The sequence below is a fragment of the Aulosira sp. FACHB-615 genome (genome assembly GCF_014698045.1).
Classification (GTDB): Bacteria; Cyanobacteriota; Cyanobacteriia; order Cyanobacteriales; family Nostocaceae; genus Nostoc_B.
Window position 1 is genome coordinate 167,175 of record NZ_JACJSE010000005.1, and the last position, 17,106, is coordinate 184,280.

Here is a 17,106-nt window from a genome sequence, read left to right on the forward strand (position 1 = left end):
TGGCTGTGTCCAAAAAAAGTTTAGCAAGTTTATCGGCGGCTGATATTTCTGGTAAACGTGCCTTAGTGCGGGTGGACTTTAATGTGCCTGTTGATGATCAAGGTAACATTACCGATGATACTCGTATCCGCGCTGCGCTGCCAACCATCCAAGATTTAACAAACAAGGGTGCTAAGGTAATTCTGGTCAGCCATTTTGGTCGTCCCAAAGGCGTAGACGACAAACTGCGTTTAACACCAGTGGCCAAGCGTTTGTCTGAGTTGTTGGGTCAAGAAGTTGTCAAGACTGATGACTCTATCGGTGATGAAGTTGCTCAAGCAGTTGGCGCTTTGCAAAATGGGCAAGTGCTTTTACTAGAAAATGTCCGCTTTTACAAAGAAGAAGAGAAAAACGATCCAGAATTTGCGAAAAAATTAGCCGCGAATGCTGACTTTTATGTAAATGATGCTTTTGGTACTGCACACCGCGCCCATGCTTCTACTGAAGGGGTGACTCAATTCCTGAGTCCTTCTGTGGCTGGATATTTGGTGGAGAAGGAATTGCAATATCTACAAAATGCAATTGAAAATCCCCAACGTCCTTTGGCTGCAATTGTTGGTGGTTCCAAGGTATCTAGCAAAATTGGCGTAATCGAAACTCTCCTAGAGAAGTGCGACAAGCTAATCATTGGCGGTGGGATGATTTTCACCTTCTACAAAGCCCGTGGTTTGAATGTTGGCAAGTCTCTGGTAGAAGAAGACAAGCTGGAACTAGCAAAATCTTTGGAAGCAGCAGCTAAGGAAAAAGGCGTTACCTTCTTGCTACCTACAGATATTGTCTCGGCTGATAAATTTGCTCCCGATGCCAATGCAACCACCGTCAGCATTGAGAATATCCCTGCTGATGGTATGGGCTTGGATATTGGCCCTGACTCTGTGAAAGTCTTCCAAGAAGCTTTGGCTGATTGCAAGACTGTAATTTGGAACGGGCCTATGGGTGTGTTTGAGTTTGATAAATTTGCTGTCGGTACAGAAGCGATCGCACGTACTCTTGCAGATATCAGCAAAACAGGTACAACTACCATTATCGGTGGTGGTGACTCTGTTGCGGCTGTGGAAAAAGTAGGTTTGGCTGATCAAATGAGCCATATCTCTACCGGTGGCGGCGCAAGCTTAGAATTACTCGAAGGCAAAGTTCTGCCCGGTATCGCGGCTTTAGATGAAGCGTAATTAGAAGTATGAAGTGTGAAGTGTGAAGTATGAAATTTCATACACCATACTTCATACTTCATTCTCACTAAATTGCTAAAAGCCTGACTATAAAAATTTCGGCGTTGCTGATTAGAGGCATGTTTTTTGTTTCGCGCAAAGGCGCAAAGGCGCGAAAAATGGATAGTTAACCTTGATAAAAAGGCTTAATCCATGCCGCATTTATGCAACGCCAAAATTTCTTCACTTCAGACTTTAGACTTCAGACTTCAGACTTTTTTTGCCAGCCACAAGGCAAGATTATGAACATAAGTTTTAATATCTTCTACAGCCTGTGGCTCTTTTTTCATCCCATCTCCAGGCGGTTCATCAACAAAACTAGGACAGCCTTTGGTAATATCCCAGTTATAATCCACAAAATGATGAAAACTGGAAGTAGCTACTGTACGTCCTAAGTTATTACCTTGTGCATCTTGGTAATGGTCAACTGCCACAATTAAATTAAAATCACGACCTGTAACTAAGCTTTTTCCTAAAGCAATTACCTGCGCCTGAGAATGACTAGGAGGTATACCAATACCGCCTTCGTGGGGATGGGCGGGGAAAAATTCAATCTTGCCTGATGGTGAATTGGGGTTTTTTAATAGTTCGTGAATTGGTTCAACAACAGTAATTTTTTGATAGTCGCCATTCGCCCCTGAATGATAATTGGGCCATGAAATATAAATTGTATATGGGTCATCTCGACACCAACGAGATTGATCAGGGTCGGGATTTTTGCTGTTGAAATAATGAATCTCGCCAATATCAATTAAATCGCACATAGAACAGCCCATATCTTGATGATCGCGTGTGGTTAAAATCCCGCCTCCGCGTCGGCGAAAAGCGTTAATTCCAGCAATATCTTTGGCTGTTAAACCATCACCAACATCTAAAGCAAATAACCAAAGTTCATCAAAATCAGATTGGTCAAGACTCCCTAAAATGGGATCATTGCCTTCTGCATCGGAAATGCGATCGCGTGCTACAACTGTAAATAAAAAATTACCCGCCTCATCTTGAATAGATGCTAAATACTCCTGGAGCATTGAGAATCGAAAAATGCTCCAGTCATTTTCAGTAGGGGGAATTGTGGTTTGTAAAAGAATCTTAATTGGTTCTGTCATACCCTGTAAAAACTGCTGACATACTCTACTTAACACACAATAGAGTATAGGACTTAAACACAAAAGTTGTCTGCTACAGCACTTGTGAAGTAGGTGAGGTACACCATGAGTATTAAGTAATGAGTAATAAGTAGTGAGTAATAAGTAAATTTCTGACTCATTACTTTTTTCAATCAGTTGCTGTACCTCATAAACATCTAATACCAATTTGAAAAATGATTGCGACAAATGGGTTACTGAAAAGCTCACCAGTAAGCAATTTCCCAATCCAAAATCCAAAATCTAAAATCCAAAATGGTATAATCTGCTGTAAGAATGAGTGTAAGAATTTTGAACACCTACACCCTTACACCCTGATACCCAGTTACTACAGATAAACTTTCTGTATAAATTCTGTCAGTTTATCTTGGCACGGAACCTAATAAAACCATAAGAATTAGTCGGTGTACCTTGTCCAGTCGCCGCAGGTAAGCTTGTTAGACTAGAATTTGTAACATTCACTACTACAGCCCCATTCGTATTACTTCCACAACTTGTAGGCGTAGATGAATCATTCGCTGTGTAAAAGGCTCCTCGATCTGAATCTGCGGCATTACTAAAATAAACAGTTGGTGTAGTAGAACCAACAGCCATTGCAATACCTTGGTTTCCGCCTGAAACACCATCATTAGGAGATAAACCATTAAATGCTGTAGAAATAAAAGTAGTGTTTCCTGGAACTAAATCACAGAATTTCACATTAGTAGCACTACCACTACCGTTAGAGAGGAAATAAATAGTGTACTCTACCTCATCTCCTGGCTTGACATCAGTAGCACTGATCTTGCCTCGCAAATAACCACTCGGCCACTTAGAATCATTATCATCAGTACCCGCACCATCTACACTATCGTTTAAATCGGTACTATTAATGCGGGTAATGCGTTTTACTAAAACTATCTTGGGACTACCATTATTATTAACACCGACGCTGGTGACTCTAGTACCCACATTATCCGTATCTCTAGTTGGTAGATAACTAGGACATCTGCTGCTGGCATCGGTGCTAATTGTTCTTTCCCAACAAGCACTGGTGTTGGTATCATTACCATTTCTGGTTAAGCTAATCGATTGAGCATCAGCAGCATTATCAATGTTTGATTGATAAGTACTGTCCCAAAGATTAAGAGAACTAGGCGGAGGTGTGCTAATTGCATTACCAGAACCATAAGCAACATAATCAATAATTTGATTCTGGCTATCGTACAACCAGACATCATCACCGCCGTTAGTCAGTCGAGTTGAAACCCCTAGCCAATCTTGAAACGCTGCATCTGAAGCTTGAGTGTTGGAGTTTTGAGAACCTATCCAAATAACGGCGTATTCTCCTGGTTTTAAAGTTGTCCCATTGGGAAATGTGTAATTAAAGCTATTTGCTGTAGTCTCAACACTATTAACAATGAGATTACCATCTGCTAATTTGAAACCACTTAAATCAACAGTTGAAGAGGAAGCATTATAAAGTTCGATAAACTCATCGTTTGTACTAGCACTGCTACCTGATCCTGTTTCGTTATATAACACTTCATTAATAATAATTTTACCGGCTTGAGGCGAGACTTGATAAACATCAAAGCCAAAGTTTTGATTGGTGATTGCGCTTCCAGAAACAGTAACTGCTAGGTCATTAGGTGTACCCAAAGAAAATCCTACAGGAATGTTGCTATTGGCCGTATCAACTTGAATTTTATAACTACCATCTACCACACCAGTAAAGCTGTAAGTTCCATCTGCTTTTGTGCTAGTTACAGTGACAACAGAGTTATCACTAGCTTTGAGTAGTTTGACATTAATCCCAGCAGGTAAAGTTGGTTCGCCAGTATCAAAATCATCCCCGCGATCGCTATCTTGATATAAAGTACCTGAGATAGTTGCACCAAAGTCAACAATAGTTAATTGAGCGTTTGCAGCATTACTAGGAAAATATGTCCACAAATCAAGTCCCTTAGTATCCCCAAAAGAACCGTTACATTTGCTTCCAGCATTACCAGCGTTCCCCGACTGACCAAATTTTCTATCATTGTTTGTACTGTCAAACCCAGAAATAGGATTACTAAAAGCTGGGTTTGGTGGATTAATACCACAGAGTACTGTACCTGGTATACCAACATTTGTACCACCAACAGTGGTATATCCTCGGTCGTCATAAAATGCTTGGGTCAAACTGCCCAAACGAAGAGGCCCAGGTGGATTTAACAGCCTAAGAGTAGGGCCACCAGAAAAATTATTCTCTGCATCTAGTAAGGGAAAATGATATTCACCTCCATGAATTTTCACTTGGGCTTGATAGCCAGTACCTATAGGAAAATTATCCCCGCTATTATCTTTACCGTTCCAAGTAACAGACTGTGAACCAGAGCTAATCATTACCCCCCTCAGTACACGGTTTTGACTGTTAGTAGGGTCAAAATTTACCCCGTCCCGACTGATAATGATTTCGTAGTTACCCGGTACGTTGGTATTAAAAGAGAAAGTACCACCTGTGCCTAGAGAACTGGTATTTCCTGCCAGTGTACCTGTAAAGCTTAAACTATCTACGCTGGGGTCGGTTGGGATGGCAGGAATACCAGTACCATCAAATGTGCCATCGGCTCGGTAGCGATCAAGATATGAAAGTACCGTATCATTTGATAACTGATTAAAAAATGTAGGGAATTGAGGACGAGATAAGTTAGTACCACCTTCTCTCGTTGTCAGTACACTCTCTTGTGCAAGAATATTGTGATAAAGTGGCGTTTTCCCATCACTATCATAAAATCCTATTTGATTACCATAAAGTAAAAACCCATCTGGATCTGTACCTCTCAGTTCTATTTTGTAGCGGTAGCCATCTGTAGTGACTGGATAGACTGGGAAATTGAGAGTTCTGCCGTTACCACCCGTAAATAAAGCAAGATAGTAAGTAAATAATCTGGCGTTTATGTCTGTTGTAGAGTTTTGGTCACTACTGCGTACAGTGACATCCCATGCAGCAACAGTGCTTCCCTGACTAGCGTTAAAATTACTGCCACTGCTCAAGTTAATCTGACCAGTAGGAGCATTATTGGATATGTTATCTCCCACGGGGCCGTAAAATATGATGTCGTATATTCCGGTGGATGGTGCTTGGTAGTAGCAGGGCGTATATCCAGTTGTATTACCTGTACCAGAAATAGATTTAGGGCCTGCTAATTCCTGGGTACGAGATGAGATAAAACCCTGTCCTGTTTGAGTAGAACATTTAAAATCTGGTGTTGAGGGAATAGTTTCGCTCCCAATACTACCAGTGACATTGTTTCCTGGTTGAAAAACGACAATATCGCCATTATTCACTCTGACAGCACTAGAGCCTAAAAGAATGTATTCGTCTTTTTCGGCGTAGACCTTTAGGATGGTTCGTCGCTTAATTAGTCCCCCCCATAAATCAGTACGCCACTCTAGGTTAGCTCGATTACCCGTAGCACCACTGGGATACAGTGTACGGCTACCTTCCGCCTGAACAGGTTGTATCCACAGACCCAGAGCGCACAGTGAAACAGCCAAGTTCCCTAGTGATGTTCTACAACGATTAAAAGAAATTTTTTTAGTTGCTAAATATTGCTTGCTAAGTAATAAATTTCTGATCATAGTGGTTTTTCATATCTGGGAATGATCGAGACGTGTAGTTTCGCGTCTCTAAATTGATTTGCTTGGGACAATTAATAAAAATGATGTCGTGGATATTGCTAAATATAATTACATAAGGCTTATTGTATTTTTAATTAAAATTCCTGAGAGTTTTTACTTAAAAATTTCGAGTTATTTTACTAATTACGGATAGTATGATTTGACTAGTGTTAACATGCCCAAAAAATGGGAGCGATCGCTTATCCAACAGAAACAAAATCCAAATATCAGCCGCTTCATTGTGACTTACTAAACGACTAGATCGTAAGCAGTATTTTTACTGAGAATTATGTCAAATCATGGTTATTAAAATCCGCAAAACTTCTATTATCTAGAGAGCCAACAATGTCAAGTTTCTAACGCTGTGGTGGGGGGATTTTCTGCTGTCCAAAACCTTCAAATAATTCGTTGAGTTTCAAAGTTAAACCCAAATAAGGGCCGCCAGCAGAACGCACGCCGGAAAAATCTCGGTCATCAACTCTGCCAAAAGCATATCCAGCAGCTAAACGCAGGTTAGGCGACAAATAATAACCAGTTTCGACAACAAAGCCTGTTTCACTATAATTACCTTGCCCAATCCAACGCGCTTCTCCTACTAAATCCATCTTGTATCCCAAGCGGTAAGTAGCTCGCAATTGCCCCAAATTCACGCTACTAGTCCCGACTAAATCGTTAGCTAAGTAAGATGTACTGTTCCGCAAAGCATATTTACCGTAAAATTCCCATTGCCAATTGGGTGCATAAATAGCTTCTAGGGCAAAAGTATGGTCTGTAGAGCCTGTACCACTACCTAACAAAATCGTGTCAGGAATCACGGCTGGATTTTCTCTGTATTCATAGCGTAGCAAAGCATTAAATTGATCATTGCTGGGGTCACGGTAAGCTAAACCTAGTTTGAGGTTCACTGTATCACCCAAACCCGTGAGTTTTTGATTGGCTGAGTTTGCCTGTTGATAACGTGCTAAGGCTGTGAGTGCTGGCGAAATTTTCCCTGTGGCTGCTGCTGAAATTACTGTATTAGAACCACTAGCAGAAGTGCGATGCTCATAACGCGCACTGGCTTGAAACTCAGGGTTATCACTGTATTCTAAACCCACACTGTAGCTATCGCCACTCTCAAAACCTATAGATGAAGCGGCTTGGCCGACTGTGAAAGGTTGGGCGTATTGTTGTCCTGCGCCGGTGCGGTTAAAGAAACTGCCAAATACATGTTCGTAAGCCAGATTCAGCCGTAAACCAGGAGCAATTTTCCAACGGTTATTTAGGCCAATAGCACCTTGAGTTGTGAGTTGGTTAGCACCTCCTAAAATTGAGTAACGAGCAGTCAAAGTTGTGTCTGTGCCGAGTTTATGCTCGCCATTGATACTTAAACTGGTGATGGAATTGCCGCTTTGTTGACCGCTACTGTAAAACTGTTGGGCAAGACTGACATTCACACCAGGGATAGCAGCCCAATTCAAGCCCAAGATGGTACGGTCTGGATAAACAGTATCGGCACTGGAAGAGAGTGTGAGTTCATTTTGGGCGGCGAAGGTCAGGTTTTTGGCGATGGGAAAAGTCAAACGCGATCGCAATTGATGGGAATCACTCGTTAAAGCATTCACCGGAATCCGATCTTCTCGATGGCGATGAATCCAATCAACGTCAACGGTAGCCTTACCTAAACGTTGTTGAATCCCGGCAGAAATTGTTGTCAAGGAGTTATCAACTTTACTTCCTGGTGTAGCTTCCGAACGTTGTGCAAATAGTTCTTCAAAAGTATCTAGCGGTTGGGGTGCAATTCCAAAGTTATCTTCGTGGTCATATTGCGCCCGGAAATTCGTTGTTTGCGAAAGTCTCGCTGTGATTTGTCCACCATAGCGAGTTTGTCCAGGTACAAAACTGATGGTGGCATTATTGGCAAAGCCTGTATCAGCAAATCGATAATAAGCACGTCCTTGAATAGTCTTGCTAATTTGTCCCTCGGCTTCTAAGCGGTAAGCTGCACCACTGACTTTACCAATCACCTCCGAATCATTCGATGAATGAGCATATTCAGCAATTAGCTTGCCATTACCACCTAAAGAAATCAGCGCATCTGCACCATACAGTTGAAAGTCCCGCATTCCTTGATTTTCTTGGATAAAAGTTGCACCTAACCAACTTTCTTGATTCAAAGTGCGGGAAAAATGATACTGTAATCTACCTGCATAGATATTACTGTCAGAGTCTTGACTGTCATATTGATAGCTCACTACAATGCGTCGGACTAAGACTTGTCCAGTACTATCTATATCTGTACGAAGAATCGGTTCACGAAAAATTAAAGTACCGCGATCGTAATCAATTTCGTAGTCTGGGCCACGACTGAGTTGTTTCCGCTCTAATACAGTACCAGGACGGTTGAGTTCTTCTAATTCCAAAAAGACATTTTCACTACCAGCGATGACTAACCTTCTGGAAAGGAAGTAATAACCACTGGTTCCATCAGGCGCAATAGTATCTCGTTGAAAGCCTTCGATATTGTTACCATAAAAGCCTGTAAATTGAAAATTTCCAAAATTATAGTTAGTTTTAAAGCCGTGGAGTTGACGAGTAATAGAAGTAAATTGCTGGGATGTCCGGGCAAACTCTTCTGTGTCATAATCACCCCACATGAAATAATCAGGAGCCGCATTAGGAATTTTTGAGGTGCGTTCAAACCGCAAAAATACACTATCAATTGAGGGTGTAACAACGTCGGTGCGAGAACTATCGCCATAAACAGGATAGTTCTGCTCGTTAAATTGATAGTTTCTAAATAGGCGATTGTCGCAGTTACAATCTTCGTTGAGAGTGCGGGAACTATTATATGCACCTGTAAACAACCATTCGCCGATTGCACCTGTGGCAAATATCGCTGAGTGAAAATCTAATTGCGTGCTGGTATCTTTGTCAGGACGGACAAAATCTCGAAAACTACTGTAGTAATCTGTACCTCTTGCACCCAAACGGACATCAATCACACCAGTTAATAAACTTGGACGCAAGGCTGTTTCAAATTGCAGTTGGGTAAAGGCTTCTAAATCATTGGTTGTGGCGCGAATGCGGACGGTTTGGGCTTTTAAATCAGACCGCAATCTGGCGGTAAACTCCCCAGCTTTCGCTTCTACCTGAAATCCTGGTTCATCAGGTTTGAAGTCCTTTCCGATTAATTCTCCCGCCGTTGGTATTACGGTCACAACAGCATCGCGGTTAGAGCGATTGCCATTTTCATCGATTAATTCACCACGGATAGTTGCAGTTGAACGTCCATCAGCCGGAATACGGGCTTCTAGGGTTTCTAGTGTGAGCTTTTTTGGTGTACTCCGCACTACTACCCGTACTTTTACAGATAATTCTGGTTTACCTACTTCTTGTGCAGAGATGATATTTTCTCCGGCTTGGAGTGAGACACCATACCATGTCTGTGTGACTAAATTGGTCTGACTATCCGTTTCTGTCCGTCCAATTAATGAAGCATCTACCAGTAGGCCGTTAACGCGCAATTCTATTTGACTATCACTCGAAAACTGCACACTCACGTTCGTCGCCGGAATATCCACCACACTATCAGTAGAGGGGTTAAGAATTTTGATAGTTGTGTTTTGATTCTCTACAGATGCCGCAATTTTACGTAACTTTTTAGGAATTTGAATATCAGTAGCAGGTTGAAATGGTTGTATGCCGGTTGTTACTAAAGGAGGTTCAACCGCAGTTAGTTCGTTGTCAGATATTAACGAACTATGAATATGATTGTCTTGGGTTGCAGGATTTGGCTGAGAAAGTTCATCAACTTCTTTGGACACATCCACAGAAGTTTGATTATCTGCTGTGGCTAAGGTAGAAGCTGAGGGAAACTGACTCTTTTCTGTTTCTGGCGTGGATGTTTGGGCTTTAACGACAGCTGGATACAAAACAACGCTGATTGCACTTGCTACAGCACCCATCAGCCTGAGATTCAAGGTAGTTACACCATGCACTTGAGGTTTCATACTTTATTTACTCCTGCTTGCTGGGGGTGACAGCAAAGTTCATTCTGACTAAGCCGCCAGGTTCCAGACGTACCCAGCGAGATTGCGTATTACGTTCGCGGAATTTGTGGTTGGGGGCTAGAGTGTAGCCGGGAATGCTGCTGAGGTCGAGTACTCCTGTATGGCTTCCTGGCAAAACATTGGCGACAGAAAACAAACCATTGGGATCTGTGGTGATGCGATTACCGTTTTCTAGAAAAATTACGGCATTGGGAATTCCTGGTTCGCCATTTTGCTGTTCGCCGTCAAAGTTTTTATCTTCAAACACACGACCGATAATTGTGCCGCAGTCAGCCACAATCCCTGGACGAATGACTAATTGGTGAGTTGCAGGGCCATCCTTGGCAGCTAGGTTGTTGTCAGTTCTAAGTACACGAGCGATCGCACTATTGCGGCCAGTCCCCCGCACTGCATCAGGTGTGAGTTGGGCAGCATAGGCAATATTGACAACTGTTTGAGATGGAATTGTGACATCTGTGCGGAAGGTAACTGTATTGCCATTGCGCTCCGTGGTAATGTTAACTGCTTGACCGTTTAACTCACCACGCACAGATTTGTTAATGAAATTAAAGCCTAAAGGCAAGGTATCAGTGACAACTAAGTTATTTAAAGTAGTATCAGATAAGTTTTTCACTGATATACGGTAAATAACTGTATCCCCTGGTTCCGCCGTGGCGCGATCGCCTGTTTTAATAATCTGTAATTGCTGTGCTTGACACATATTAGTGGTCAAGGCAAAAGCTAATAAATCTAGCCCCACTACCTCTGCATTGGGTACGACAACAACGCTATCTTCTACTCTGGTTTCGCCTGTAATTCGGATTGGTTGACCATCTAAAGAGGTAGCAGCATAACGCACAATAGTGTTATTACCTGTACCTGTGCGATCGATGATTTCAATTTTAATCCGCCGTTGTTGGTATATAGAATTAGCTGGAGGATTAATAACTAAAATATATTGTCTCCCCGGATCGGTTTGGCCTCGATTGGGGTCAAGTAAAAAATTATAGAAACCGGCTGGATTATTAGTAATCGAAAAGGGATTACTATTCTCGCTATTGGGTGATTTACCACCAGGAATATTGTTACTCGGAATATCAGGAATTTCGGTACGGGTTAAAGAAAGTAATTGCCCTAATTCTGTTCCGGTGGGGTCAGAGGGGTTAGGTTCATATATACCTACAGAAAAACCTGTATAGTCTGCTAGGGGTGTACCCCCACAACCTAAAATCCTTCCTGATGGGTCAACTAATGGGATAGGACTAACTTGAAGTTGACTAGTAATTCCTTGATATGGAATATTTTGATCATTATCTTGATAAGTATAAGTAGCTTGGTTAGTAAGATTAACCACACGAGTATCTTGCGCGGTTACTACTATGGGTGCGCTAGTATGCAAAAAACTAACCAAAAAAACTATTTTTGTTAAACTTTGTTTCCAGTTAATACCAAAAGTTATCTGTTTTTTTTTACAAGGACGATTCATTGAATTAATCTCCTCATAAACGCCATAATACTTGTTAATAAAAACATTTATTGATAAGTTGAATTTGTTGTCGTTTAAAAGAAGTCTACCAATGACTTATTAGTAAGTAATTATCTAGTCAATTGAAGTAGTGAAAATAGACCGAGATGACGGCTGACTAGTAAATAAATCTTGCCCAAAAACAGCACAAAAATTATCAGTTAGCGTACCTGAGTTTGATAAGTTAATTTAACCTTAGTTTTTGCTGCTACCAAGGGAAGTTGTAACCGGATGTGAGTGTAAGCATTTGCAGGTGCTGGTTTGGTTTCTAATTTGCCGTTTGGTAGAGTAACTTTTAATGTGGGATTTTCAACAAAACTACGTCCGCCGTCAATGCTGTAGGTAATTTTGGCATCACCAGTAAAATTGGCAGATTTTAAAATATAAATCATTCCCTTGGGAATGGGTTGATTGAGTGTAAGATTTTTTAGTGGGCGATCGCTTGTATTTTCCCCAGTCAAGGTATACCGTAATATATCTCCCGATTGTACTACTGCTTGCCCTTTTAATGCTTGCCAATTTACCTTTTGCTTACCTTGCTGATCTTTAAATAAAACCTGCTTTTCTGCTGCCAAAACTAACTTTAAAGCCTGTGTTTTTTGTGGAGTTTGAGCAACGGCAATGTTAAATTTTTGCCAATGAAATACCCCTGATAAATTAGTTATAAAAGAGGCTGTGGTCAGCAATAAACTTGCTCCTATCCCAGCCATAAAAATTTGTTTCATGTTCATCACCCTGATAAATTACTGTTAATTAACCTTACGTTGAAAGATAAATGTTCCTGTTTGACCAGGTGTAACTGGGGCAGAGAGAGTATTTACATACTTGGTGATATCTGTAGCCGCAGTAGTACCACTTTGTTCACTACCAACAGTATTAGCAAGAGTACCACCGAAGAATTGAATTGTTCCTGCTGCCTGAACTGAGCCAAGAACATGGCTTGTATCAATTACGTTATTGGTAGGTGCATTGTCTACCGCCCAATTATTGGGAGCTAAAGTACCATCTTCCGTAATTACCACTTTGGTAGCATTTAAAATTACATTATTGTTACCATTTGCTGGCTGTGGTTCAGAAATATTTTTGTATTGAATCACGTACTCAACAATATTTCCCGGTGCAGGTTTTTTCGGTGTTGTACTCAAAGTACCATCCGTACCTTGAACTGCTGGCCCAGTTCCTTGTAAAATCCGTGACTGTTTAATTAGTTGCAAGAAACCAGTGTAGACACGATCAATAGTGATGTTTGCCACTTCGTTGTTGTTAGACACACCATCACCATTAGCGTCAATAAATGCCGTGATTGGTACAGGGAAGCCGCGTTCCAAACCAGGATCAGTTGAAAGTGGAGTACCAGCAGGCAAATCAACAGTGACGGTATAGCTAGATTGAGTATTTGTTGCCAATGCGCTAATTTGTAATGGGTTAGTAGCACTGATAGGGTTGCCTGCCGCAAAACCAGTGCCACTTGTAAATGTAAAGACTGTGCCGTTGTATGTATAAGTAGCGGATGAAGAGCCAACAGTTATCGTTACGGTTGTACCGTTAGGCAAGTGACTTGGGGTAGCTGGTGGTGTAGGTAGTAAAGATATATTGGCTACCAAACTACCTGTATTGAGAATAGTGTTAGTAAAAGTAACTGCGTTTGGATTAAATGTTGAACCAGGAGTTAAGCCAGCCGGAACATTGGAAGACTTGTTTGTAAAATCATCATTATTATTATTCGGGCCTACTGCGTCAGGAAAACCATTCGGCCCGTTGACAAGTGAGTTAAGGCTGATTGTAAATACGTTGGCTTCACCATCAGTGCCTGAACCAGTATTATTACCATTGGTATCAGTTCCGGTGTTGTTTAGATCAGTGGGGTCAGTTTTTGGATCAGTAATATAACCATCAGGTACGACATCTGGTAACTTATCTGGTACATTATCCCCATCTGTATCTACGTTTCGTGAGGGTGTCATGTTATTCGGAGTCCCATCAAAGTTGCTGGGATTGATATCACCAGACTCGTCAAATACAGGAGCATTTGTCTCTGGTGTTTTACCAAATACTTGCGCGATGTTGGCAATGGTTAGAGGTGCAGTCTGTCCTGTTTTAACTTTTACCTGAATAGAGAAGCTGGTTGATTGTGCATCCGCAGCAGCAAGATAAGTAGATGTGTTGCCATCTACAGTAGTTTTTGCAAAACCGATGCGGGTGACAGTAGATAAATCTGCTGGCGCTGTGGTTGTCCAGGTAGCAGCGTTAGCAGATGTAGTTACAGGAGTAGTAGAGTAAACTACAGTCCAACCAGTGGGAGCAGTGGGTACTGCTGCTAATTCTGTCCCAAAAGGAATAGCATCAGACACCAAGATATTGGTGCCAGTAAGACCAGGTATAACAGAACCAGCTAAAGCTGAGGGAGTGATGTTTTGACCTGTGTTATCAGTAGACCTAACTTGTAAACTCAAGCTGTAGTTGATAGTATCGTCTGTAATATCAGTTGGCGTATTGCTATTGCTATAAGTACCGCGAGTTTTGAGTATGGTAGCCAAAGAATAGTACTTCGGAGCAATAGTGATTGTGGCTGCCGCACTGCCTTCTACTACACCGTTAGCAGGTACACCTGTAACTTCTCCTTGTGTGCCATCTGCATTGTCCACAGTGTAAATATCTCTAGCATCATTAATCGATCCGGCTCGTGGAGAGTTAGAGTTAGTCTCAGCAGGGTTAGTTTCCCCTAAAGTCACTTTAATGGTTTGTCCAGGTGTTACTCCTGAATTTACTGTGACTGGGACTCGTACTTGTATCGTGCCATTAACTGGTATGGAAGCTGTAGTGAAGCCACCAGTAGGAACATCTGTCCATGTTGTTCCATCAGTGCTGTATTGTAGTGTGCCTTGTGTACCTGGCCCTGTAATACCAGCCTGGGTGGGAATTTGGAACCGAGTCGGGTCGTTACCGATGTTGGTGATAGTAAAAGGAAAATATATCAGATCGCCTGTTTGAATAGTTCCACCGTTGTTATCTACAGGTGTACCAGCTTGAACTAAAATACCAGCTACTTCTGCTATGGAGATAGTAACGGTGTTAGAAGTGGCATTGATGGGTATATTTGGATTATTGGGGTCTTCGTAGGTGGCTGTAGCTTGGTTATCGATAGATGTACCAGCTGCGGTTGGCGTAGTTTGAGCTAACACTGGGGAGACCAAGAAAAACCCGTTAGCTAACAATACTGTTGCTACTAAAGTATTGTATAATTTGCCGTTTTTAGTCTTGTGAGTTGGGTAACGAGATTTCATTGGGTGTAGTCGCTTAGTACGATGCAGCCTGATTAATTTCGATGAGAGTCGATATAAATGCTGGAATTGAATTCTTCCATTCCAATAGTGATGTAATACTAATTAAATATAAGTGACAGATTTTACTTACATTTTGCTTGATTTACTGACACTTTGGCTATTACTTCTTACACAAATATTGCGTAACAATAACAACCTTAAATCAAGCATCTGCAATAAAAAAACAGTCGAAATACTGGTATACCAAAAATTCATACTTAAATTAACTCAGTATTATCAACGATATCTTAATTAAAAAAATACATTTTTTTATACTTAATTAATAAGTTATTACCGTAATACTGAGTGTTCATCAACAATCAGAAAGATATTTTTATTTTTTCAAGGAATTTTTGTGCGTAGACAAATATCCGACTATTTTTATCGGGTATGTTTGACTGGTATTTTTACTCGTGTTACTATCAAGCGACAGTTGACGGACAAAACAGGGAAAGCGATCGCTATGACTCAGGCAATCTCCAAACATACCCAAACCACCACAGCCACATTAGAAGCGTTGAAGTGTAAAGAATGTGGTGCAGAATACGAACTCCAAGCTAGTCATGTTTGTGAGTTTTGCTTTGGGCCGTTGGAAGTGAAATATAACTACAACAATATTCGCCTGAGTGTGAGCCGCGAAAAAATTCAAGCCGGGCCAAATTCAATTTGGCGCTATCGTCAATTTTTACCTGTTGCAACTGACAATGTAATTGATGTGGGAACTGGGATGACTCCTTTGGTGCGTTCCCAACGTCTTGCCCGTCGCCTGGGTCTGAATAAGCTTTACATTAAAAATGATGCCGTCAACATGCCTACCCTCAGCTTTAAGGATCGGGTAGTTTCAGTTGCTTTGTCTCGCGCTAGGGAACTAGGCTTTACTACAGTATCTTGTGCTAGTACTGGTAACTTAGCAAATTCTACAGCTGCGATCGCGGCTCATGCTGGTTTAGACTGCTGCGTATTCATCCCCTCTGACTTAGAAGCAGGTAAAGTTTTAGGTAGCTTGATTTACAGTCCTACACTCATGGCTGTTAAAGGCAACTACGATCAAGTAAACCGCCTCTGTTCAGAAGTTGCAAATACACATGGTTGGGGTTTTGTAAATATTAATCTGCGTCCTTACTACTCTGAAGGTTCCAAAACTCTCGGCTTTGAAGTCGCTGAACAACTGGGTTGGCAATTACCAGATCATATAGTTGCGCCTCTGGCTTCTGGTTCGCTGTTTACCAAAATCTATAAAGGCTTCAAAGAATTTGTCGAAGTTGGCTTAGTAGAAGATAAAAATGTGCGGTTTAGCGGCGCACAAGCTGAAGGTTGTTCGCCCATCGCTCAAGCATTTAAAGAAGACCGCGACTTTATCAAGCCAGTGAAACCAAATACAATTGCTAAATCGATCGCAATTGGTAATCCAGCAGATGGTGTCTATGCTGTCGAAATTGCGAAGAAAACAGGCGGTAATATTGAATCAGTCACCGATGCAGAAATTATCGAAGGCATCAAGTTGCTGGCAGAAACCGAAGGTATCTTTACAGAAACAGCAGGTGGTACAACCATCGCTGTGCTGAAAAAATTGGTAGAAGCTGGCAAAATTGATCCAGATGAAACTACCGTTGTTTATATCACTGGCAATGGTTTGAAAACTCAAGAAGCAATTCAAGGTTACGTTGGCGAACCATTGACAATTGATGCCAAACTCGATAGTTTTGAACGCGCCCTAGAACGTTCTCGTACCCTAGACCGCCTAGAATGGCAACAAGTTCTAGTTTAAAGGTAAAAAACAACAAACCTAAATTTCCCACTTCATACTTCATACTTCACACTTCACACTTCCAATATGGCTGTTACTGTTTTAATTCCAACTGCTCTCCAAAAATTCACAAATAGTCAAGCTACCATCGAATGCACAGGTAGCAGTGTCGCTGAGTTGTTCGATTCTTTAGAAAAACATTGTCCTGGTATCAAAGAGCGACTGTGTGATGAAGCAGGACAACCACGACGCTTTTTAAATTTGTATGTGAATAGTGAAGATATCCGCTTTTTAGAGGGAATAGCTACATCGTTGAAAGATGGTGATGAAGTGAGTATTGTACCTGCTGTTGCAGGCGGTTGAGCCAATAAAATGTAGGTTGCTCAAATCGGTACAATATCCATCTACAAAAATAGCGAACAACTGTTCTTAATTACTCCCCT

The 17,106-nt window shown here is 41.4% G+C and carries 9 protein-coding genes; 3 read left to right on the forward strand and 6 right to left on the reverse strand.

The window, feature by feature from the left end:
* The first annotated feature begins 5 nt into the window (after positions 1-5).
* Positions 6-1,208, forward strand: coding sequence for a phosphoglycerate kinase (locus tag H6G77_RS10295; RefSeq protein WP_190593589.1), 1,203 nt, complete (start codon positions 6-8; stop codon positions 1,206-1,208).
* 248 nt (positions 1,209-1,456) lie between these two features.
* Here the strand turns inward: H6G77_RS10295 and H6G77_RS10300 are convergent, their stop codons facing one another.
* From H6G77_RS10300 to H6G77_RS10325, 6 genes are all read right to left on the reverse strand, one after another.
* Positions 1,457-2,353, reverse strand: a complete 897-nt coding sequence (locus H6G77_RS10300; protein WP_190593587.1) for a hypothetical protein — start codon at positions 2,351-2,353, stop codon at positions 1,457-1,459.
* A gap of 396 nt (positions 2,354-2,749) precedes the next feature.
* Positions 2,750-5,998: a lamin tail domain-containing protein gene (locus H6G77_RS10305; RefSeq protein WP_190672684.1), complete on the reverse strand. Its 3,249-nt coding sequence runs from the start codon at positions 5,996-5,998 to the stop codon at positions 2,750-2,752.
* Between the two features lie 395 nt (positions 5,999-6,393).
* Positions 6,394-10,029 (reverse strand): TonB-dependent receptor, encoded by a 3,636-nt coding sequence (locus H6G77_RS10310; RefSeq protein ID WP_190871504.1) that lies wholly within the window; start codon positions 10,027-10,029, stop codon positions 6,394-6,396.
* A gap of 7 nt (positions 10,030-10,036) precedes the next feature.
* A complete protein-coding gene (locus tag H6G77_RS10315; protein ID WP_190871505.1) occupies positions 10,037-11,554 on the reverse strand; it encodes an isopeptide-forming domain-containing fimbrial protein in 1,518 nt (505 codons plus the stop codon).
* 200 nt (positions 11,555-11,754) lie between these two features.
* A complete protein-coding gene (locus tag H6G77_RS10320) occupies positions 11,755-12,318 on the reverse strand; it encodes a DUF11 domain-containing protein (RefSeq protein WP_190871506.1) in 564 nt (187 codons plus the stop codon).
* A 24-nt stretch (positions 12,319-12,342) separates the two neighbouring features.
* Positions 12,343-14,877, reverse strand: coding sequence for a hypothetical protein (locus H6G77_RS10325; RefSeq protein ID WP_190871507.1), 2,535 nt, complete (start codon positions 14,875-14,877; stop codon positions 12,343-12,345).
* Positions 14,878-15,379: 502 nt separating this feature from the next.
* Between H6G77_RS10325 and thrC the strand changes: the two genes are divergently transcribed.
* Positions 15,380-16,684: a threonine synthase gene (gene thrC / locus H6G77_RS10330; RefSeq protein WP_190593636.1), complete on the forward strand. Its 1,305-nt coding sequence runs from the start codon at positions 15,380-15,382 to the stop codon at positions 16,682-16,684.
* 66 nt (positions 16,685-16,750) lie between these two features.
* Positions 16,751-17,026 (forward strand): MoaD/ThiS family protein, encoded by a 276-nt coding sequence (locus tag H6G77_RS10335; protein ID WP_190593575.1) that lies wholly within the window; start codon positions 16,751-16,753, stop codon positions 17,024-17,026.
* Positions 17,027-17,106 lie beyond the last annotated feature (80 nt).

Bases quoted from the DNA above. Each gene is read 5' to 3' on its own strand.
- H6G77_RS10335 (WP_190593575.1), top strand. From the start codon at position 16,751: ATGGCTGTTACTGTTTTAATTCCAACTGCTCTCCAAAAATTCACAAAT.
- H6G77_RS10320 (WP_190871506.1), bottom strand. From the start codon at position 12,318: ATGAAACAAATTTTTATGGCTGGGATAGGAGCAAGTTTATTGCTGACC.
- H6G77_RS10300 (WP_190593587.1), bottom strand. From the start codon at position 2,353: ATGACAGAACCAATTAAGATTCTTTTACAAACCACAATTCCCCCTACT.
- H6G77_RS10310 (WP_190871504.1), bottom strand. From the start codon at position 10,029: ATGAAACCTCAAGTGCATGGTGTAACTACCTTGAATCTCAGGCTGATG.
- H6G77_RS10305 (WP_190672684.1), bottom strand. From the start codon at position 5,998: ATGATCAGAAATTTATTACTTAGCAAGCAATATTTAGCAACTAAAAAA.
- H6G77_RS10325 (WP_190871507.1), bottom strand. From the start codon at position 14,877: ATGAAATCTCGTTACCCAACTCACAAGACTAAAAACGGCAAATTATAC.
- H6G77_RS10315 (WP_190871505.1), bottom strand. From the start codon at position 11,554: ATGAATCGTCCTTGTAAAAAAAAACAGATAACTTTTGGTATTAACTGG.
- thrC (WP_190593636.1), top strand. From the start codon at position 15,380: ATGACTCAGGCAATCTCCAAACATACCCAAACCACCACAGCCACATTA.